Raw genomic sequence first — 20,613 nt, 5'->3', positions numbered from 1 at the left:
ACAGCAGGCGTCCGATCAACGTCGACTTGCCGTCATCCACCGAACCGCAGGTCAGGAAGCGCAGCAGCGACTTCTTCTCCTGCGCGGCCAGATAATCGCGGACGCCATCCGTGGGAGCGAGGCTCTTCGCCATGATGTGGCGCATGGTCAGAAATACCCCTCGCGCTTCTTCTTTTCCATTGAACCGGCTTCATCGCGGTCGATCAGGCGACCCTGCCGTTCGGATGTGCGTGCCGTCAGCATCTCGCCGACGATGGCCTCGAGTGTGTCGGCGTCGGATTCGATGGCGCCGGTCAGCGGATAGCAACCAAGCGTGCGGAATCGCACCAACCTGTCCTCCACGACCTCGCCGGGCAGCAGCTTCATGCGATCATCATCCTTGAGGATCAACATGCCATCGCGTTCGACAACCGGCCGCTGCTTGGCGAAATAGAGCGGCACGATCGGGATATTTTCCTGCAGAATGTACTGCCAGATGTCGAGCTCGGTCCAGTTCGACAAGGGGAAGACGCGGATCGATTCACCCTGCGCGATGCGAGTGTTGAAGATCTTCCACATCTCGGGCCGCTGGTTCTTCGGATCCCACACATGCTGGGCATTGCGGAAGGAGAAGATGCGCTCCTTGGCGCGCGACTTTTCCTCGTCGCGGCGGGCACCGCCAAAGGCGGCATCGAAGCCGTATTTGTCGAGCGCCTGGCGCAACGCCACGGTCTTCATCACATGGGTGTGGGTGTTCGAACCGTGATCGAACGGATTGATGTTGTCGCGCACGCCGTCTTCGTTGACATGAACCAGAAGGTCGAACCCCAGCTTCTGCGCCATCTGATCGCGAAATGCGATCATCTCGCGAAATTTCCAGGTGGTGTCGACGTGAAGAAAGGGGAATGGCGGCTTGGCCGGATAGAACGCCTTCATCGCCAGATGCATCAGCACCGACGAATCCTTGCCGACGGAATAGAGCATAACCGGCTTGGTGAAAGCGGCCGCGACCTCGCGGAATATGTGGATGGACTCGGCTTCAAGCCGCTGCAGATGCGTAAGCGCTGATATCATGGACCGTGAGCGTTCTCTCATGCCTTGCAACAGAAGTTCCTGCGTCAATCATCGAGCCTTTTTGCGCCCGCTTCAAGCTTCGCTTCTGGACAAAGTGTTTCGTGCGGGCGTTCTAGCAGATCGTCGCGGCCCAGAACAATGCAGGAAGAGCCCGGCAGCAGTCGGTTCGGGAATGAATTTTCCATGCTTGTGGCAAAACCCGGAAATTTCTGCTTGAAGGGCCTTAGCTGGGAAAAGGCGGGAAATATATTGCCTGTGAGAGCGCCGCGGCGGCGCCGCAGGGGTCAACCGGCCCCGACTGCGGGATTTCGGCGGCAATCGATCCGGGCGCACTATCGAAACAGCGACCCAGCCGCTATACGCTTTTCGAGAGTGGGCAAGTGCGTGATGAAGCATGGGCAGTTTCGAGGCGAGCACTTTCGAAGATGTGCCGCATAAAATCTCTCTGGAATAGCAGGTCCGAAAATTGAACCGGCTTTCATCCATTAGGCAGCAATTCACGCCTTCGCGGATCAATATCTACTTCTCCATTCTCTGCTTCTTTTCTCCCCCGGTCCTGGGATCGGTGGTTAGCTTCGTGTTCAATGGCGGCGGCTTGTGGTCCGTCCTGTTGATCGCCTTGAAGAGAAGACGCTTCAATGTCGACCGGGCGATGATGCCGCTGACGATCGCGATCTATGCCTATTGCGCAAGCAATGTCCTGGCGTCCCTCGTCAACCACGCGATCGTCAAGGACGCGCGGCATTTTATCCCGCTCATCACCTTTCTGTTTTTTCCCATCTCCTATTCGACCTGGAGCATTACGCAAAAGACAACGCTCGTCCGCATCATTGTGCTGGCCAGCATGGCTGCCTGTTTCGGGGCGCTGCTGCTGGCGGTCTATCAGCAGTATCGGCTTGGCATACGCGCCGAGGGCGGGGCCGGGAATGCGATCGTTTTCGCTGAGGTCCTCTGCCTTGCAGTGGTGACCTGCGTGGCTGCTGCCCTGTCCGGTATACAGAGGTACAGGATCGCCCTTATCTGCGCTGCACTCGGCGGAACGGTCGCCATTATCTACTCCGGTACGCGCATCGTCTGGCTGGCGCTGCTGATTGCCGGTATCGCCGTTCTGCTGATCAACCAGCAGAGGCTGAGAGGGAGAAATGCCGTTCGCGTGCTTTTGCTGCTGGCCGCGATTGGAGTCACAATCGCGTTTTTCGGGTTCCAGACGATAGCGGGGCGTGTTGCATTTCTGCACTCCGACTGGGATGCGCTGGCGGCCCATGGTGACCACACGACTGCTCTGGGATCGCGCGTCGCGCTTTGGGATATCGGCCTGAAGGCATTTCGGGAGATGCCAGTTTTCGGACATGGGGTGGGGGCCACTCACGTCTTGATCAAGCAGGGCTTTCAGGACCAGTTCGGGATGGACGAAGGTTTCAGCCATTTCCATAACGGCTTCCTGACCGCCTTGGTGCAAGCGGGAATCCTGGGTGCGGTGACGCTGGCGGCGATCTTTGTGATTGCCGCCAGAAATGCCGCCCGGGTCCTTCGCGACAGCGCCGATCCGATCGAGCGGTTCGGCGCCACCATGATTGTCGCCGTCGTGATCACCTATCTGACCGCGGGAATGACAGGCATCCTGATCGGCCATGACATTCTGGACTCGGTCTTTATGGTCTTCCTGGTGTCGGGAACATATCTTGCATGTGGGCGCCAGGCCGCGTTGGTGGAAGCACGGACGGTTTCACCAGCAAACAGCCAAGCCGTTCCATCAGTAGAGGGCCTGGCACCCCGGCCAGCCGCTCGATAGCCGGTCCGGGGCAAGACAATGAAAGTCCTGGTTACGGGCGCGACGGGCTTCATCGGCCGCCAGGTGGTCCATCGGCTTCGTGAGGCCGGTGTCGGGCTTCGCCTCGCCTCCCGCCGGCCGGAGAGACTTGATGCGGGGTCCGACGCCATGCCGATGCCGGGTTTCGATGCGCCGGCCGCGGCTTTCCTGGCGCTGACCAGGGATGTTACGGATATCGTCCATTGCGCGGGTCTGAACAATGACCAGGGCAATGCCACCGAAGCCGATTTTCGGGCAGCCAATGCGCAATTGAGCGCACGTCTGGCACATGCCGCCGCCACCCAGGCAAGCGGACGGTTCATCCATCTTTCCTCGATCCGGGCCGTGATCGGCGCGCGTGCCAGCGCAACGATCGACGAAAACACGGTCCCCGAACCGCAAGACGCCTACGGGCGCTCGAAGCGCGAAGCAGAAATCGCGGTGCTGGACGCCTATGCCTCCCATGGCCGTGCCGACGCCGCCATATTGCGGCTGCCTCCAGTCTACGGGATCGGCATGAAAGGAAACCTGGCGACGCTGATGCGGCTCGCCGATACGGCTCTGCCGATCCCGACAGGCGCGTTGACGGCAAACCGCTCGCTGCTGTCATCGCAATCGGCGGCACGGGCGGTGTGGCATCTGCTTTGCCATTCGCAGCCGCTTCATCCGGTCTATACCGCCAGCGACGTGCCGCCGGTTTCCGTCGCTGCCATCATCGGTGCCTTTCGCCGCGGTTTCGGGAGGCCGACGCGCCTGGTGCCAATGCCGGCCGGACCGATGCGGGCGGCCGCCATACTGCTTGGCAGGCGGCCGTTCTGGGACAGCCTGACCGCGACACAGATATGCGACCCTTCCCTGCTTGCCTCGCAAGGCTGGACGCCGGAATCCAGCACACTGGAATGGCTGACCGAGATAGCGCGGCTCCGAAAGCCCCGACTTCCCGTTTGACCACTGGTCCAAGGACTGGTTTTTTGCTTCTGGAGCACGGCGCGCTCAGCCGCGATAGAGCGTTCCGAACAAGATTCGAAGGTCGAGCCAGAACGACGCGGTCCTGAGATAGCTGGCATCGATTTCGGCCAGAAGTTGCGGGTTCGACATGTCGATGCCCCTGATCTGGGCCAAGCCTGTCATTCCGGGGAGAGCCTTCAAAACCCCGAGCCGCCTGCGGCATTCGATCAGTTCCGTCTGGCTCGGTAGGCAGGGACGCGGTCCGACCAGGCTCATTTCGCCGCGCAGAACATTCCAGAGTTGCGGCAACTCGTCGAGCTTGAATTTCCGCAAGCCCTTTCCAACCGATGTCACGGCGCTCACGGGGGTTTCATGCGAGGGCAAGGATGGCGTTCCCTGGTACATCGTCCTTAACTTGTGGCAGCGAAAAAGCGCCCCTTCGCGGCCAATCCGCGTTTGGGAAAAAATCACCGGACCTGGCGACGATGCACGGACGGCAAGAATGGCAAGCAACAGAATGGGAGAGGTTGCCACCAGCAGCACAGCCGCACCGGCGAGATCGAAGATTTTCTTGGCTGTCGTCATGAGTGGCCGATGGGCTCCCTGCCAGGGTTTCACGCGGCAACCGCGAGCGAAACCGGTCAATCCGGTCGGCGTAGCATGAGGTCGCCTTCCTGACCAAGCGCCGCCACGCGGTCCGCAATATTCAGATGCGACCCAGGATAAAGGCGAGATAGAGCCCAAGGGTCCCGGCAATAGTCTGTCGATAGACGCCGCTTTTGTGCAGGGCGCCCAGGCGTTGGAAAAGGCTACCTTGCCGACCGTTGGCGAACAAATCGAGGCATGCCAGCGCATCCGTCGTAAGGAGGTCGCGATTGACGGCAAGGCCGGCGAGATTGAGATCGGTCCAGTCCGCGAACTGGCCCTTGAAGAGGCGGCCGACCCGCGAGATCCGTGCCTGCCACGATGCATTGGCGCCGACCAGGTTTGCCGCATGCTGGCGGTAGCGCACCAATGGTCGCGGATCGTAGCGGACGACGCCGCCGGCACCGGTGACGATCAGATAGGCCCACCAATCATGGCTGACGAAACCGGTGCGAGCGGAGGCCTTGGCCAACAGATCGCGGGCGGCGCGGTTGAGCAGGATGGTGTTGCCGCCGGCAATGCTTTGCACCAGCGCGTTGCGGAAGGCCGGCGGACGGCTAAACAGCGGCGAATGGCCGACCAGGCTTCCGGTTTCGGTCATGGTCGCGGTTCGCGAGCAGAACATCAGCGGTTGCGCCACGTCAAATGTCCGCATCCAGCCAAGGGCGCTTTCAAGCCTGTCGGGCTCCCAGACGTCGTCCTGATCGCTGAAGGCGTAACAATCCGCGTCAATGCGCGGGTCGAGGATCATCGACCGGAAATTGGCGGCAAAGCCTTGCCGCGGCCCTTCCACCAAATTTATCCGACCTTTTGCCCAGCGGGGCTTCCAGGCTTCGACGATGGCAACCGTGCCATCGACGGAGCCGTCGTCGGATATCCAGAGGTCGACCAGAGGATGGGACTGGTCGAGCAGCGACTGCATTTGCTCGTCGATGAAGGCGGCGCCGTCCTTCGTGGCCATCAGGACGGCAATGCGCAGATCTGTCTTACCCACTGATGTCAAACGCCTTGCTGCGCGAGGAAAACCGCTACGCACTTTTCCCGGAATTGCTCATCTCTTGCCTTTGCGCAATTCCGGACGGAAAACCGCTACGCAGTTTTCCTGGAATTGCTTTAGCTCGCCTGCCCGGCCGTCTTCGGGACCGCGTCCTGCTGCGCGTTCGCCCTTGTCTTCGTCGCGCGGTCGAGATCGGCCAGGATCGTGAGCGAGGCGGCCTTGTCCTGGCTCTTCATGGATTGCTGCAACGCCGCAAGTGCTGCCTGGACATCCGACCACTGCGCCACATCGGTGCTCAGGCCAAAGATCTTGGCAATGCTGAGCTCGACCAATACCTCGTCTTCGCCGTGAAGTATCTCGTGGAGCTTTTCGCCCGGCCGGATGCCGGTGAAGCGGATCGGAATATCCGTATAGGGGCTTTTTCCCGCCATGCGGATCATCGTTTCGGCCACTTCGACGATCGGCACGGGTTTGCCCATGTCGAGCATGTAGACGGCGTAGTCCTGGTCGGCCGGCCGCGACGCGGCATCGGCCGCCGACATGATGACGAGATCGACGGCCTCGGCGACAGTCATGAAATAGCGCGTCATGCGGCGGTCGGTTATGGTGACCGGCCCACCGGCCTCGATCTGCGCCTGGAATATGGTCGCCACCGAGCCATTGCTGCCGAAGACGTTGCCGAAGCGCACCGCGATGAACTTGGTGGCTGCGCGGCGGCCGCCCGGTTCGCCGGCCGGCGTTTCATGCAGGGCGCTGACGATCTGTTCGGCGGCCCGCTTGGTCATGCCGAGCACGGACGTCGGATCGACGGCCTTGTCGCTCGAAACCATGACGAATTGCGCCACGCCGCATTTGGCGGCGACCTCGGCGCAGACGAGCGTGCCGAAAACGTTGGTCTGGATGGCCGATTCCCAGTTCTCCTCCAGAAGCGGAACGTGCTTCAGCGCTGCGGCATGGAAGAGGATGTCGGGTTTGAACTCCGTGACGACGCGCGTCATCTGGCGCCTGTCCGCGACATCGACGATGCGGACCTTGAGGCGGTCATGGTCCTTCTCGTCGACATACTGGCTCAGCTGGAAGATGCCGAATTCGGAATTGTCGGCGACCAGCACGGCCTCGGCTCCAAGCTCCAGCGACCGCTTGACCAGCGTTCGCCCGATGGAACCGGCGCCTCCCGTGACCAGGACGCGTTTGCCGCCGACGAAGGCGCCGATGCGCTCGATGTCGGATGGCACCGTCGGGCGGCGCAGGATCGTCTCCATCTCGACGGCATCGAGAACGAGCTTTCCCTCCTGGCCCACCTGCGAAAGCCCAGCGAACTGCACGACCCCGATGTCGCCGTGACGCGCGACGCGGACCAGCTCGGAATATTCCTCGATCTCGTGTTCGGCGCCGCTGCCGAAAATCAGCAGATCGAGGCTCTTGGTGCCGGTCGCATAATCCTCCAGGACATCGATCAGGCGCGGCCGGGTCGCCACCACGGGAATCCCTTGAATGCGCGTGCCCAGCGGCGCGCCACGCTCGGTCGCCATGATGCCGACGATGGAATGCTCGGCGGGCTGCGCCGTGCGCGTGAAACGAATGATCAGGTCGGCCTCGCCGAGCCGCCCGACGAACAGGGCCTGCTTGGTCCGCGCCGTGTCGCCCTTGCGGTTCAAAATACCCCAGCTCGCGCCGTCACGCAGGAAGCGGTAGAACAGCCGGGGCGCCGAGATGATGGTGAAGGAGACGAGCAGGAAGACGATGAACTGGCGCTCGTTGAGGCCCGCGACGGGCTGGAAGAAACGCACGACCAGCGAAACGGCGTAGAGCACGAAGGTCAGGATCGCGCAGCTCTTCAGGATGTTGAAGAAATCAGGCGTCGAGGCGAAGCGCCAGACCGTGGTGTAGAGGCCGCAATATCTGAACAGAAGATGGCTGATGAGCACGATGCCGGCCCAGGTGAATAGACCCTCCGTGGAGAGCGCGCCGAACGAAAGATCCGACCGCGACAGGACAAGGCTGAGCGCGACCGCGACCAGGACCATGGCCACGTCCTGGACCATGATGAAGGCGCGCCGCATCCCGGGCCTGAGTCCGAACACAGCTTCCAGGGAAGTATTCATTAGGCAGTACTAAACTCCAGACTGTCGGCATGACTACCAGCAAAGTGTGAACGCGAGAAATCATTCGTGACCGTCACACTTCCAAGTAGCATCTCCGGCCCTCGCCTGCTGTATCGCATACTGCGGAGGACGAGGCATAGCCAGATGTTTTTTTTGGAAGAATGAGGGGCAAGGGAAGCATGAAGCCCGATTCGTGGAAAATTGCCGCGAAGCCTACATTAGCGATTGCTTATAAACAGTGCGTCATCAGCATGTGTGTCCAGTTTTGCCGCAGTTGACTCTGCTCCAGACCTCGTTAGGACGCAATGCGTTGCCATATGTCCATCGAAACGGCTATTAGACAGGGGCTTGGTGGTTCGCTATGGCCAGCGAAGGACAATGCGCCGAAACAACAGATTGCGATACTCCCAAGCTATGATCGCTGCACTAAACGGGGCTTTTGACGACATCTCAAAAGCCATGAAATTACACCGGGTCTGGGTGGCGCTTGCCCATGAAGACATTGGCGACCAGCACAGACGCACGACACTCGGCCCGCTTTGGATGCTGGTCAACTATTTCGCTTTCGTCGGCACGTTTGTCTTTGTTTTCGTCACCAAGGACGCGAGCAACCCGAGCTACATAGCCTACGTAGCCATCGGCATGCTGGTATGGTTCTATCTCAGCGAAATAATCACCGTGAGCGTGTCGCTCTTCCAGCGCGAGGCGAGCTTCATTCAAGGCACGACACTGCCGTTGTTCGTGTACGTGATGCGATTGGCGATGCAAAGCGTCATCCGGGCCGGTTATTCGCTGGCGGGATGCGTTCTTATTCTGTTGTTGAGCGGTTACGGGATCGAGACGAACTGGCTGCTGTCGTTGCTGGGTCTGCTGCTTATCGTCCTGGCAACTCCTGCATTTGTCATGGTCTTCGCGTTCCTGGGCGCCTTTTTCCCCGACAGTGAGTTCATCGTCGGCAACATGATGCGGGTTGGCATGTTCTTGACGCCGGTCTTTTGGGTCTATAGCGGGCAAGAAGGCATCCAAAAATATGCCTACCATTGGAATCCGTTCACCTATTTCCTTGAGGGCGTGCGTGAACCGATCACGGCGGGCATCCTTCCGACGCATGCTCTGGCGGTGACAGGTTACATCTGTATCGGCGCCTGGGCTATTGCGCTGCTGCTGCTGGGCCGTTACCGCAAGCACGTCGTTTTCCTGATCTGAGCCTCATGACCTCCATCAAACTGAACAATGTCAGCCTCGTCTATCGGCTGTTTGAAAAGCTGACGCTTTCGGCGCCCGGCCGGCGTCGCAGCGCTCTTGGCGGCAACATAGCAAAGGCGGGCACCAAACAGGTCGTGCAGGCGCTCGACGGTGTCAGCTTCGAGCTCAAGGCGGGCGACCGGTTAGGGCTTGTCGGCCCGAATGGCGCCGGTAAGACCACCCTGCTCAAGGTTCTATACGGAATCTACCAGCCATCGGGCGGCACGATGTCCATCGCCGGCAAGGTCGATGCGCTGTTCAACATCAGTATAGGTTTCCGACCAGAGGCCACCGGGCGCAGGAACATCGTGTTGAGGGGATTGATCAGCGGCTGGACGAAGGCCGAGATCGAAGAGAAGATGGAAGAAATAATCGATTTCAGCGAACTCGGTGATTTTATCGACCTGCCGTTCAAGGCGTACAGCCAGGGCATGGCGGCACGCCTGGCATTTGCGGCAGCGACCACGCTTGAGCCTGAAATTCTGCTGATGGACGAATGGATCGGCGCTGGCGACGCGTCATTCCAGGACAAGGCCAAACGACGGATGGACGAATTGGCGGAAAAGGCCGGCATCATCGTGCTGGCCAGCCACGATGACGCGCTGATCCAGCGCGTTTGCACGAAGAAACTGACACTTCGCGCCGGTCGAGTGGAGTCGCTGACTTGAGCACGAAAATCATTCGTGACCGTCACACTTCCAAGTAGCATCTCCGGCCCCCGCCTGCTGTATCGCATACTGCGGGCTGGAAGCATTCCCACGCAAGTCATTTGTCTGATCGCGGGGAATGGGCAACCTGCACTGCGCGTGATGGGGGTTGAGGACTGGGATGCACGCTGCTAAGGCAGGCCGAAGCGGAATGTCGCAAACGGGATGAACGATGCCACCTAAAACGATCTGGATACTGTGGCTGCAAGGCATCGAAAAAGCGCCAAAGATCGTAAAAGCATGCCTGAACTCTTGGCAGAGAATGAACCCCGGCTGGACGGTCCAAATCCTGACCAAAGGGACTCTGGCAGACTTCTTGCCCGACGTTAGCGATCCAAGTTCGATCCTCTCCAGATCGCTTTCAGATGCCACGTATAGTGATATAGTGCGTATCGAACTTCTGTGCAGATATGGAGGAGTTTGGGTCGACGCTACTTGCTATTGTCTGCGGCCTCTCGATGAGTGGCTTGATAGCGTCATGTCAGAAGGTTTCTTTGCCTTCGAGCGCCCCGCCCCTTCGCGAATGCTATCTTCATGGTTTTTGGCTGCCAGCCAGTCCTCCTACCTGGTTTACGAGTGGCGCCGGTTGGTCCATGAACACTGGCAGCGCCGAGAAGATGATCCGGATTATTTCTGGTTTCATCACCTGTTTGGCCAAGCCTACCAAAGTAACAGAAACTTTAGCGCGTTGTGGGACCGAGTGCCGAAGATGTCGGCGGACGGCCCACATATATTCACTCCTTATGAGACGCGATTGCTTGGCGTGATTTCAAAAGAGGACCGAGAGATTATATCTCTCGCCAAGATTCCGGTCTTAAAGCTTACCCACAAAGTTGACCACAGTGCGGTGCGCGATGGAAGCATCTACCAATTTCTTTGCAACTTCGGTCGGCATCCAACCAGCCGAGACATCCCACATCAGAGCGGCCGATATGCCCCAGTCGCTGACACGGCGGCCAAGGTGCCGCCTATCCTATTGTGCTGGTATGGATCGCTAAAGGACAATGGAACTATCGGAGACCTATTGGCAGTGCAGAGTGTTGCTGCCCGTATGAAAGCGTTAGGGTCGAATTTTAGGCATGTAACAGCGAGTACTGCGTTTGAAATTTCCGGAGAAAGGGTGGCGCCGGACGAATTCGAAGGGAGTGATTACGCCGCATTAGTTTTCGTCTGCGGTCCGATTATCAGAGATCATCCGATTGTAGAGACGATAATTCGCCGATTTCCGTCGATCAGCAAAATTGGGGTCAGCATAAGCCTCTTTGCCCGAGAGCACATCAACTACGTCCAGCCGTTTGACGTCGTGTTGGCTAGAGAAGGAGGCGGTCGGCGATTTGAGGACGTCGCCATTCTCGCGCCTTCGCGGGTCACTCCAAAGCGAGTGCGCGAACTAAATGAGCCGCTTGTTGTCGGATTGGTGCTCCGCGGTGAGCAAAGTGAGTATGGACCCCAAAGTTCACTTCACGACCGCACTAGCGCTCTTACGGCGCGGGTGCTCGACAGCTTGAGAACAAAATATCAAGTGAGAACGCTTGAGATAGAACACCACTTGACCCGTTCTGGGCGCGCACCTGTCGAAATTGAGGCTCTATATTCGTCTTGTGATCTCGTGCTCACATCCCGTTTTCATGGCGCAGTTCTGGCGATGCGCAATGAGGTTCCCTTCATCGCGATCGATCAAATTCGCGGAGGTGGAAAGCTGACAAACCTCCTCTCCACCTCTGGATGGCCATTTGTCTACAGGATTGAGCACGCAAAGGAGGATGAGGTCACGCGCGCTGCCTTGGCCCTCGTTGAGGGGGACAAACGCGACCTGCTGCTGGATATTATCGAATACACCAAATCCAGGGCTGTCGAGACACTCAATGCTCTGGAAGTCCTGCTGAAGACAACGCCACCTGCGGCGTCGCGTCCAAGTTGGCGTAGCCGATTGCAGCAAGGTCTGGCTCGCTGGCTACGCGGATGAGAATGCCTTCGATAATTTTGTGAAGCATACGCAACTCGTCGTTGATCAAACCTCGCACACCGGCACTTGCGAGATATACTCCCGGCAACATGACACAGTTAAAGGTAAAACTTATTGTCATTTCCGACCCAGATCTGACGAATCTGGTCCTTTCTGCTTTTACCCTGTGCGTGTCCGAGCCAGCCAACACTAAGCCTGTCACATTTTTAAACAGGAACTCAAAGCCGACCTCGCTTGCTTCGGAAGAAAAATCCACTGAATATTCTAAGACATACCGCTTTCCCATTTGCAGCACATTCACCCCCTCACCACTGAGAGTCAGAACGCGAAGGTCTCGAATGCGGGCACCCCGTTCTTCGAGATAAACTGCGGACTTCGACTTCAGGTTGGGATCGTAATAATCTGCATACTGGCTGACGGTGTCGTTCGGTTCGGCCTCGATCGGTAAAGCGACGATTGCATCGGAGGCTTCTCCGGCAGGCCACTCTAGAGCGGCGGCCCCTTTGGGATCAGGGGTGGTAACTGCTGCCTTGGTGGCTGGCGAAACGGCACGGAGCGCCTTAATCCCGGTGCGAATTTCTTTCGCCACCTCCGTGCTGGCGCTGACCAACCGCTGATATTGCGCCACCACTGCTTTTGGCCGCCCCTCTAATATCTTTTCCCCGTCATCAATCAGCATCGCTCGTGTGCACAATTGGACGATCGTCTGAGCCCCGTGGCTCACGAACAGAATGGTGCCGCCCCTATCCTTAATGTCTTCAATGCGAGCAAAGCATTTGCGCTGAAACGCTTCATCGCCCACCGACAAAGCTTCATCCACAACAAGGATGTCCGGATCAACATTGGTTGCGACGGCGAAGGCCAGCCTGACATACATGCCCGATGAATAGGTCTTCACTGGCTGATCAATAAATGGGCCGATATCAGCAAATCGCGCGATGTCGTCGAAGCGCCACTCCATCTCCTTGCGCGGCACACCTAGAATCGAGGCGTTTAGAAAAACGTTCTCCCGACCGGTGAATTCGGGGTTAAACCCAGCGCCAAGTTCCAGCAGTGCGGCGATGCGGCCATTGACCTCGACCGAGCCGCTGGTTGGTTGCAGCGTGCCGCAGATGATCTGCAGCAGCGTCGACTTGCCGGAGCCGTTGCGGCCGATGATACCGACAGTTTCGCCACGACCAACTTCGAAAGACACTCCCGACAGAGCTGCGAAGTCGCGAAAATAGCGACGCGGTGGACGGCCGATCAGCCGCTCCAGCCGCGGCACCAACATCTGCTTGAAGCGATCTTCAGGCCGTTCGAACATGACATAATGTTTGGATACGTCGTGCACGCGAATAGCGATGTCGGAAGCTCGGACACCCGATTTTTCAGAGGACATCGGCAAACCCCCTGCGGGTCTTCTGGAAGAATTGATAGCCGAGAAATGCAGCGACAATCGCCACCAGTGAGTAATTGCCTAGCGCCGCCCAATTTGGCTGCACGCCGAAAAGAACCACGTCGCGAAAGCTCTCGACGGGAATCGCGAGAGGATTGAGCGAAAGCCAGGGCTGCAGCCAGACTGGCAGCGACGTTCTCTGGAAAAAGACTGGCGAGAGGAACATGGTCGCCGTCACCAGAGGTGCTACGATCTGGCTCATGTCACGAAAATACACGCCGATCGATGCCAATATCCAGGCTATGCCGAGGACCAGGAAAACCAGCGGCGCGAAAACCACCGGCGCGAAAACCACCGTTGCGGGGATGCCGCCAAAGACGACATAGGCGAAGACAAGCAGCACCAGCAAACTGACTGCCGCGTGAAACAATGCGGCGCCAGCCGAAACCACCGGCAATATCTGGATAGGGAAGACGATCTTCTTGACATAGTTGGCGTTGGCCACGATCAACCCAGGTGAAAGCGAAACCACCTCTGCAAAGAATTGAAAAACAATAAGTCCGCAGAAAAGAACCACCGCATACTGCCCTGTCGAATCCGTGACACTTTGCTGACCTGGAATAGTCCAGCGTGACTTCATCACAATACCAAAGACGAACGTGTAAACGGCCAACATGAACAGCGGATTGAGCAGCGACCAGAGCAATCCGAATGCTGAGCCGCGATACCGCCCCGCAACTTCTCGGCGGACGAGGGCAAAAACGATGTCTGCATTTGGCATGTTGTGCCCGACTGTCACTACGGCAACTCTATTTTGCGGGAACGTGAGATTCGGAGATCTCGGCACGAGCGCGCCGAGCCAAAACCAACCGATCAGCAAGTCCTCGGGCGCCGCCCTTCGCTAAATTAACGATGAATTCATACCCCTCTGTGTCGAATGAAATCTGCTCGGAGCAGTCAATCAAATTAAGTGAACGAAGATCGCTCATGATTAAAGAAAATGACGATGGTGTGAACCGCCAATTATGCACGTCGAAATATTGTGGCTCCCTCTGAACTCTTTCATATAGTTCTTCAGCTTGCTGGAAAGTATGCAAGAAATCCAAATTTCCATTAGCACCACGATGCCATGACGGCTTGCCGTCTAGAAACGCAGCGAGGGATACGTGGTCGAAGATGGTTCCTGGAGTATGGCGCTTGCGCTTCTCGATAAAAGCTTGAAGGACATCTCCTGTCGTCGTCACACCTCGGAAAATATCGAAACAATACCGGCAATCGGGTATAGCCAACGAAAGTACTCCACCCGGCTTCAACATAGACTCGCATTGCTGAACAAAACTGACCAAGTCAGTCGTATGCTCAATGACGTGTGACGCCAGAACAAAATCATAATAACCTCGTCGGCCTGTTAGGTGGTCGAGTGGTTCACCCTGCCAAACGAAATCAACTTCCTCTATTAGTGTTGTGTCGACACCCATGCCTTTGTATTTTCGGCGCAGCTCATCGGCAGGCGCATGGTCCAGCGTCTCAACACGGTATCCCTGCGCCTTCGGAAGCAGTGGATTGTACCCTGGACCTATTTCAAGGCCTATACCGCGAGGGTCTATGTGCCACAGTAACTTCTCCTGCCTATTCAACTGTTGGCTAGGTCTCTCCTTCTTTGTATTCCTCAAATTCACGGCGCTCCCAATAGCCGGGCCCGCTCTACGGTCGGAAGGAGTTCTCTCTGTTTGAGATGAGACCAAGTTATAAGCGCTGAACCTGAGATTTTCCGGCGATCGGTTCTCCGCTAAGAAACGTTCTATTGCATCGACCCATTTTCCTGCGTGCGTCGCCAGCACCCGCGAATCCCACACTTCATTCGCGCAATCGAGCGCAATGCGACTGCGCATCGCAGCATCCTGAGCCATTCGCTCGAGGGCACGTGTCCAGTCCTCGTAATTTGTGCCGACCAGAAGACCGTTGCCTTCATGGCGCACCGTATCTTTGTACGCAGGCACATCACTATATATAGCGGGAACACCAAGTGCGCTGTAGTCTAGAAATTTTATGTCAGATTTGGCGTCATTAAACCGACTTCCACTCAATGGTGCGATTGCAAAATCCCAGTCTATCTCCTTTTGCATCCATTCGACAAACTTCGGGTACTCGACGCTTTCGTGGGGAACGCTTGACAGACGAACAGGGAGAGTTCCGAACACTGAAAGAACGTCTGAGGCATCGGCAACGCCCACGACTTCGAATTCAATATCAGAGTTTGACGATATAAACCTCCGAACCGGTTGTATGACGCTTAAGAGATCTTCCAAATGGGTAAAAGTGCCCATGTAACCAAAGCGAAGCTTCTCTGGCTTGGAAGGGATTGCATGCCGTTTAGGGCGTCTGAATAACGTATCGTCTATTTGGTTGGGCAGAATAGCGACGTTGGCGTTCAGCTTAGCGATGCGCTTTGCCAGGTTAGGAGTTGAGGTGATAACGCCGGCTGCTCTTTGAATAAAGCGGCGGCATATTGTCCGTTGCAGCGCCCCCGGCCAAGATGCACGCCCCGGTTCATCATTTAGATCAAGAAGATTGTCATCTAAAGCGTAAACGAGAGGGATGCCTCTATGTTCAAGCTCAGAGAAGAGGGCGTTTTGCGCATCCGCTTGGCGCTCGCCGCCCAAATCTTGACGCCATAAGCGGTCCACAATGACAACGTCGATTGCTTCACCGGGCAACTCCACGCCGGCCGACAGTTCGATCCTCTGAGCGTTTGAAGGATGCCCAAGCGGCCTTAGCAGCCGGATATAGCTGGTCCCAAAAGGTGTCCGGCCATCTCCACTTTCAAACAGCACATGAACCTTGAGCTTTTTTGACAACATCCTAGATTCCAAAAATCACTGGCTCAGGCCGTTTTCAGGAAACAAAGCGTCCAGGATTCGAACGGCCGCTCCTTCCGAATAGTACCCTGCGGCAATTTCGACGCCTGCCAACTGTATTTTCCTGAGCAACTCGTTGTCGCTGACAAGCTCCACAAGCGCCTCGTAGCAGGCATTTTCATCCGTGGTATCCACGATCAGTCCATTCCTGTGGTCAGTGACGATCTCTCCCAGGCCCCCATTTGCCGGACCTACAACGGCGGTGGCGCAACCCATCGCCTCCAGTGCAGTGAGGCCCATCGCTTGGTAAACCGAAAAATCCGCAAAGATGTCTACAGACGCGAGAAGTGCCGACATTTCGTCAGGATTTAGGTGGCCTCTTATCACGGCGTTCGGAAGCTGAACGAATCGCCTCACGAGCGGATCTTCTGGGGAGCAGCCAAAGACATGGACTTCTACACGCTTCGGTTCATTCCGACAGATGCGCTCTAACACAGACGCGGTTAGTTCGGGCGCCCGACGGGGAGTTGACGGACGTATCATAGCGGCGATTCGTATGACATCGATGTCGCCTCGGGCGCTGGGGAAAAAGCGGTCGCAATCGTAACTTGGTCCGACAATCGAGGGATCAATGCCGGTACAACGTTTTAATTCCTTGGCGTTCCAAGCGGTTTTGGTGAATAATTTCATGTTTGGTATCGCGGTGTAGCTGCTCAATGCTTGCGCGTGCAATGGGTCCGATTCATCAAAGAAATAAGGTTCGAAATCTTGCACGTAATAACCAAAGCATTGCCGTTCTTCTAACTCCATTCCTCTAAGCCATTCTACTGTAAAAAATACAGTTGCAATTATCGCGTCAAAATTTCCCCTTACTTTTGACAATGACTGAGGGCTTTCCAGGTAGATTATCGGAACCTCCACGCTAGGGTAACTAAGCTCGAACGCATCTTTGTGCATTTTTAAGTTCGCAATCGTCACATCTACGCCCGCGCGCATCATGCATTGCGCCTCTGTGAGCACAACATTGGCGCCGCCGCCAGAGTCGCGTACCGGCAGCAAGAACAAGACACGACGCCCCTCGTGGCGATTGCGAATTTGGTCTCGATCCAGGATGCGCTCCCGGCCCACTGATATTCTGGCCCGCATTGCCGCGAGACCAAGATTTCCTCTAGTGGCATCTAGAGACAACAAAATGCGGCTGTCGTGTTTTTCACGCAGCATCTGATCGGAGCGCTCCACAAGCTTGCGCCGCCGTTCATTGGAGTAACTTTTGGATTGCGCATGGTAAACATACGTGTCTTCAGCCACCGCAAGAAGCCATCCGGCTCCAGAAGCGCGCAAACAGTAGTCGTTTTCCTCTCCATAGCCGTCGCCAAATGCCACCTCATCGAAGTAACCTATGTCTTCGATCAGGGAGCGCCGGAGAAGAATACAAAAACCGTTCAGAAACCCGACTTTGGGATAAGCACGAGGGGAACACTCCGCAACGCGCATGGCCATGCTATTCACATCCATACCCTCTGGAAGCGAATTCAACGCCCAGTCACCATCTTCCGTCGTCAAAGGCACTGACTGCCATGATGCAGTATTACTCAGAGGGCCGACGATCCCAATTTTGTCGTCGGACTGAGCACATTCAACCAGGCGGTCAAGCCAAAATGAGGTAACGATAGTGTCGCTATTTAAAAGGACAGTAAAATCGCCGGTGGACGCCCTCAGACCAGCGTTTGCTGCACGTGTATAGCCCAATGCGGTTTGATGCCTCAACAGCTGACCAGGCTGTCCAATCATAAACTCTCTCAGATATGATGCAGTTAGCTCGTCACTGCCATCATCCACAATAATTAAATTGTAAGGAGGCATTGTTCGCGCTGTCACTGATTCCAGACATTTACGGACGTCTTCCAAAGCGTTATGGACGCAAATTATAATATCTACGCTCGCAACATGGCGGCGAACCACTTTCGAACGATGCAGGAGTGCTTGGTCATGTGGCGGGTTCACGTCAAAACACTGCTCGACGTGCTCCTCTCTCCCCTTCCGTTGCATCAGAATTCTAATACGGTATCCAATACCTCTCGTGCCCTCCCTACGAAGTACACGCCAACTGGTGGCTACAAGGGGCGCGACACCACCAGAGAATCGCAAAGCATCGGGAGTTAGCTTGAGGATAGACAGTGGGCTCAGACGCTGACGAGGTGGGGTGAACGACTGTTTTGGCGAACTAAGTTCGCGCCCTTCGCCCTCTCTTCCTTCATTTCTGCCGTGTGCCAAGAAATGAGCAAAAGGGTTTACGCCGGCGAGCGCAACGTCGGGGTTGCGGAGCAAATAGTTACTGCTGCTGAAGCGTGAATTTGGATCGCGCCCCTCGCGAGCACCGAAGACAACGTAGTGCCGCAGTGGATCAATTCGCCACTCGGCTACGTCAGGATTGTTCTTGAGGTACCAGTCCCTATCGAAAGCTCCGGATCGCCTGATGATGCCCGCTGCCCGCACGTCGCGCATTGGAGTTAGGGAAAGCTTGGTTGCAGCGTTCCAAAAAACCGAAAAGGGATAGCCGAGCCCGAACGATGCGCGCTTTACGAGACGCGTTGTCGAACGGAGTTGAGACGTCAGACGCCAAGACGTGCTGCCGTAAACGGCATCAAGCCTATCTCGAACGCTCTGAAGCTCGCCGAGAGCTTGATCCCGCTCTAACGATACACTTGCATGACGGTTATGAAGCGCCTCCAACTCCTGAGTTAAATGACGCTCTCGGCTTTCCGAGTCGGTGGCACGCTGCCGCTCCCGTTCGATCTCAGCCAGCGCATTGCGTGCTCCGGCAAGTTCGGCATCCTTCCTCGCTGTTTTCACTCGCAGCTTTTCGAGTTCTGTTGTGTATCGGCAAGTATCATCAGTGCGTTCCTCGGCCAAACGCCTGAGGGCTTCTTGCTGCCGTATTAGTTGCTCGTCTTTCAATCCTATTTCTCGACGGACACTCGCCAACTCTACTGTGTACTGGTCGTTTTCGGCGGCCCTCTCGTCTGCCAAGTGCTGCGCCTGTGAACTCGCCTGCTTTAATCTTTGGACGCGCGAGCCCATCTCTTCGAAGAAAGCTTCGCCAAACACCGGACTAACTGTGTCGAAGGAGATTCGAACGGTATCTAGCCGCGCCATCGCGGTGGCATCGGTGGGGTCTTTTTCAAGTGCTCTCAACGCACCGTACGCTTGCTTTACCCAATCAGCGATGCGTGGATCGGCGTCGAGCAGATCCGCGCTTGCGGCATGATGCTGATGGTCAGTAGAGAAATGGGTGGACAGGGCTGTCTGCAGTCCTGAGATGGATTGCGGCCATTCTATATGCAGAGCCTCGGCAATCTTCTGAAGGTCGAGCCGCCAATCCTTAAGCAAAGCTTCATAGGAGACAAACACGCGAGGTTTGCCTCGGGTATCATATTCGGCCTCCAACTCATGCCGCAGCCATAAAAGTGCGCTAAAGCCTGATGTGAATCCATCCCGTTTTTCGAGTGAAGCAATTACCGCCAAGGGATTGCGTTGCGTCAAGACATAACGGACTTCGACATTTATCCGCTTCAGGATTTCTGCATAAAGCGGCACCAAACGCGAGATTCTTGGCTCCTTAAGGACGAAAAGCGACGCAGCGCCATACTCCTCGTCGATCAGCCTTGCGATCTCGGATTTGTAAAAACGTAGGCGAGCGGCGCCTAGATCGGTTTGCTCAAAGGGGCGCCAGTCGTCCCAACTGCTGCCGGCCTCCGCAAGCATACGGTCATGAAGTTCCATCAGCCGCAGCGGTTCCCAATGGCCAGTAGGGTTCGTTGGATTGGCGCCAAGCATGTTCTTCGGCAGTTCAGCGCCGAGCAGGCTGATCGCCCTCGTCAGCGCGCTGGTGCCCGAACGGTGCATGCCGAGCACCATGATGCATGTGCGCTTCGTCGTGGGTCCTTTTGCAGCCGCGGGCTTCGCCTTGGTGCGGGCTTTTGCCGGCCGTCCTTCGGCCGGCTGCGGATCAAGCGTCGCGCCTTGCAGATTCTCGGGTGATGGATGTTTGTTCATGCGCTCAACATCTGTCTCGTCTCGTCAATCACCAGCCGGCGCACCACCGCTTCCGTCGACTGCCGCCAGTCCGGCGCGTTCCATCCGAACACATCCGCGAATTTCGCGCTTGATAGCCGGGAGTTGGCAGGGCGGCGCGCCTTGGTGGGGTAGTCCATCGTAGTGATATCCCGTACCCGCGCCCAAGAACCACCAGACTTCAGGCTTGTGTCCAGGATATGACGGGCAAAGCCACTCCAGTTGGTCTCGCCGGTGCCGGCCAGATGATAGGTGCCGAACGCGGCGAAGTCCTTGTCGCGGTGCAGCATGGCGGCCGCATGCAGGATCGCGTCGGCGATATCAAGCGCCGATGTGGGATTTCCCCATTGATCGGCCACCACCGAAATCTCGTCGCGGTCGGCGGCGAGCCTCAGCATGGTTTTCACGAAATTCTTTCCGAACGGGCTGTAGACCCACGCGGTGCGCAGGATCAGGTGGCGCGGGTTGGCGGCCGCTACCGCCTGCTCGCCGGCGAGCTTGGAGGTTCCGTAGACACCGAGCGGCACCGTCGGGTCGGTTTCGACATAGGCATCGGCCTTGGTTCCGTCGAAGACATAGTCGGTCGAAAGATGGATGACGGGAACGCCGAGCCGCTCGGCAGCCTCGGCCACCTTGCCGGCACCGGTCGCGTTCACCGCAAAGGCCAGATCGGGCTCGTCCTCGGCCTGATCGACGGCGGTATAGGCGGCGGCCGACACGACGATATCGGCCTTCGCAACCGCGATGACGTCGATGACGGTGTCGGGTCTTGCCAGGTCGAGCTCCGGGCGACCGAGGGCGACGACCTCCACGCCCGCGCGCGCCTG

At 57.1% G+C, this 20,613-nt stretch carries 14 protein-coding genes; 5 read left to right on the top strand and 9 right to left on the bottom strand.

The window, feature by feature from the left end; all coding sequences use genetic code 11:
* Window positions 1-147: 147 nt before the first annotated feature.
* Entirely contained in the window at window positions 148-1,053 is a 906-nt protein-coding gene (gene cysD, locus O7A61_RS22760; RefSeq protein ID WP_027145902.1) for a sulfate adenylyltransferase subunit CysD, read from the bottom strand.
* A 466-nt stretch (window positions 1,054-1,519) separates the two neighbouring features.
* On the opposite strand from cysD, the gene O7A61_RS22755 reads away from it, so the two are divergent.
* Entirely contained in the window at window positions 1,520-2,845 is a 1,326-nt protein-coding gene (locus O7A61_RS22755; protein WP_337131714.1) for an O-antigen ligase family protein, read from the top strand.
* A gap of 18 nt (window positions 2,846-2,863) precedes the next feature.
* Complete coding sequence (locus O7A61_RS22750; protein WP_337131713.1) at window positions 2,864-3,811, top strand: NAD-dependent epimerase/dehydratase family protein; 948 nt, start codon at window positions 2,864-2,866, stop codon at window positions 3,809-3,811.
* A gap of 45 nt (window positions 3,812-3,856) precedes the next feature.
* On the opposite strand, the gene O7A61_RS22745 is transcribed toward O7A61_RS22750, so the two are convergent.
* The 3 genes from O7A61_RS22745 to O7A61_RS22735 all read right to left on the bottom strand — a co-directional run bounded on the left by O7A61_RS22745 (window position 3,857) and on the right by O7A61_RS22735 (window position 7,558).
* Window positions 3,857-4,396: a sugar transferase gene (locus O7A61_RS22745; protein WP_337131712.1), complete on the bottom strand. Its 540-nt coding sequence runs from the start codon at window positions 4,394-4,396 to the stop codon at window positions 3,857-3,859.
* A gap of 121 nt (window positions 4,397-4,517) precedes the next feature.
* Window positions 4,518-5,450 (bottom strand): glycosyltransferase family 2 protein, encoded by a 933-nt coding sequence (locus O7A61_RS22740; protein WP_337131711.1) that lies wholly within the window; start codon window positions 5,448-5,450, stop codon window positions 4,518-4,520.
* A gap of 119 nt (window positions 5,451-5,569) precedes the next feature.
* Window positions 5,570-7,558 carry a UDP-N-acetylglucosamine 4,6-dehydratase gene (locus tag O7A61_RS22735; protein WP_337131710.1) on the bottom strand — a complete coding sequence of 663 codons (1,989 nt, stop codon included), beginning with the start codon at window positions 7,556-7,558 and terminating at the stop codon, window positions 5,570-5,572.
* Between the two features lie 414 nt (window positions 7,559-7,972).
* Between O7A61_RS22735 and O7A61_RS22730 the strand changes: the two genes are divergently transcribed.
* From O7A61_RS22730 to O7A61_RS22720, 3 genes are all read left to right on the top strand, one after another.
* A complete protein-coding gene (locus tag O7A61_RS22730; protein WP_337131709.1) occupies window positions 7,973-8,764 on the top strand; it encodes an ABC transporter permease in 792 nt (263 codons plus the stop codon).
* 5 nt (window positions 8,765-8,769) lie between these two features.
* Entirely contained in the window at window positions 8,770-9,471 is a 702-nt protein-coding gene (locus O7A61_RS22725) for an ABC transporter ATP-binding protein (protein WP_337131708.1), read from the top strand.
* A 211-nt stretch (window positions 9,472-9,682) separates the two neighbouring features.
* Window positions 9,683-11,476: a capsular polysaccharide synthesis protein gene (locus O7A61_RS22720; RefSeq protein WP_337131707.1), complete on the top strand. Its 1,794-nt coding sequence runs from the start codon at window positions 9,683-9,685 to the stop codon at window positions 11,474-11,476.
* Here O7A61_RS22720 and O7A61_RS22715 read toward each other — a convergent pair.
* The 5 genes from O7A61_RS22715 to rfbD all read right to left on the bottom strand — a co-directional run.
* A complete protein-coding gene (locus tag O7A61_RS22715; protein WP_337131706.1) occupies window positions 11,373-12,857 on the bottom strand; it encodes an ABC transporter ATP-binding protein in 1,485 nt (494 codons plus the stop codon). The two genes, O7A61_RS22720 and O7A61_RS22715, sit on opposite strands and share 104 nt — an antisense overlap.
* Window positions 12,847-13,635: an ABC transporter permease gene (locus O7A61_RS22710; protein WP_140510447.1), complete on the bottom strand. Its 789-nt coding sequence runs from the start codon at window positions 13,633-13,635 to the stop codon at window positions 12,847-12,849. The genes O7A61_RS22715 and O7A61_RS22710 overlap by 11 nt, the downstream gene beginning before the upstream one ends.
* Before the next feature lie 28 nt (window positions 13,636-13,663).
* Window positions 13,664-15,715, bottom strand: a complete 2,052-nt coding sequence (locus O7A61_RS22705) for a methyltransferase domain-containing protein (protein WP_337131705.1) — start codon at window positions 15,713-15,715, stop codon at window positions 13,664-13,666.
* Between the two features lie 15 nt (window positions 15,716-15,730).
* On the bottom strand, window positions 15,731-19,768 hold the full coding sequence (locus tag O7A61_RS22700) for a glycosyltransferase (protein WP_337131704.1): 4,038 nt from the start codon (window positions 19,766-19,768) through the stop codon (window positions 15,731-15,733).
* Window positions 19,765-20,613, bottom strand: an 849-nt coding sequence (rfbD, locus tag O7A61_RS22695) for a dTDP-4-dehydrorhamnose reductase (protein WP_337131703.1), incomplete at its 5' end; no start/stop codon positions are given. The genes rfbD and O7A61_RS22700, both read right to left, overlap by 4 nt.

It is taken from the genome of Mesorhizobium sp. Cs1321R2N1 (assembly GCF_037179725.1).
Taxonomy (GTDB): Bacteria; Pseudomonadota; Alphaproteobacteria; order Rhizobiales; family Rhizobiaceae; genus Mesorhizobium; species Mesorhizobium salmacidum.
Note: the sequence above shows the minus strand (reverse complement) of the source record. Positions and strands in the feature narration are given on the sequence as shown.

Coding starts and splice junctions, on each gene's coding strand:
- cysD (WP_027145902.1), bottom strand. CDS start 1,053: ATGATATCAGCGCTTACGCATCTGCAGCGGCTTGAAGCCGAGTCCATC.
- O7A61_RS22750 (WP_337131713.1), top strand. CDS start 2,864: ATGAAAGTCCTGGTTACGGGCGCGACGGGCTTCATCGGCCGCCAGGTG.
- O7A61_RS22745 (WP_337131712.1), bottom strand. CDS start 4,396: ATGACGACAGCCAAGAAAATCTTCGATCTCGCCGGTGCGGCTGTGCTG.
- O7A61_RS22735 (WP_337131710.1), bottom strand. CDS start 7,558: ATGAATACTTCCCTGGAAGCTGTGTTCGGACTCAGGCCCGGGATGCGG.
- O7A61_RS22730 (WP_337131709.1), top strand. CDS start 7,973: ATGATCGCTGCACTAAACGGGGCTTTTGACGACATCTCAAAAGCCATG.
- O7A61_RS22725 (WP_337131708.1), top strand. CDS start 8,770: ATGACCTCCATCAAACTGAACAATGTCAGCCTCGTCTATCGGCTGTTT.
- O7A61_RS22720 (WP_337131707.1), top strand. CDS start 9,683: ATGCCACCTAAAACGATCTGGATACTGTGGCTGCAAGGCATCGAAAAA.
- O7A61_RS22715 (WP_337131706.1), bottom strand. CDS start 12,857: ATGTCCTCTGAAAAATCGGGTGTCCGAGCTTCCGACATCGCTATTCGC.
- O7A61_RS22710 (WP_140510447.1), bottom strand. CDS start 13,635: ATGCCAAATGCAGACATCGTTTTTGCCCTCGTCCGCCGAGAAGTTGCG.
- O7A61_RS22705 (WP_337131705.1), bottom strand. CDS start 15,715: ATGTTGTCAAAAAAGCTCAAGGTTCATGTGCTGTTTGAAAGTGGAGAT.
- O7A61_RS22700 (WP_337131704.1), bottom strand. CDS start 19,768: ATGAACAAACATCCATCACCCGAGAATCTGCAAGGCGCGACGCTTGAT.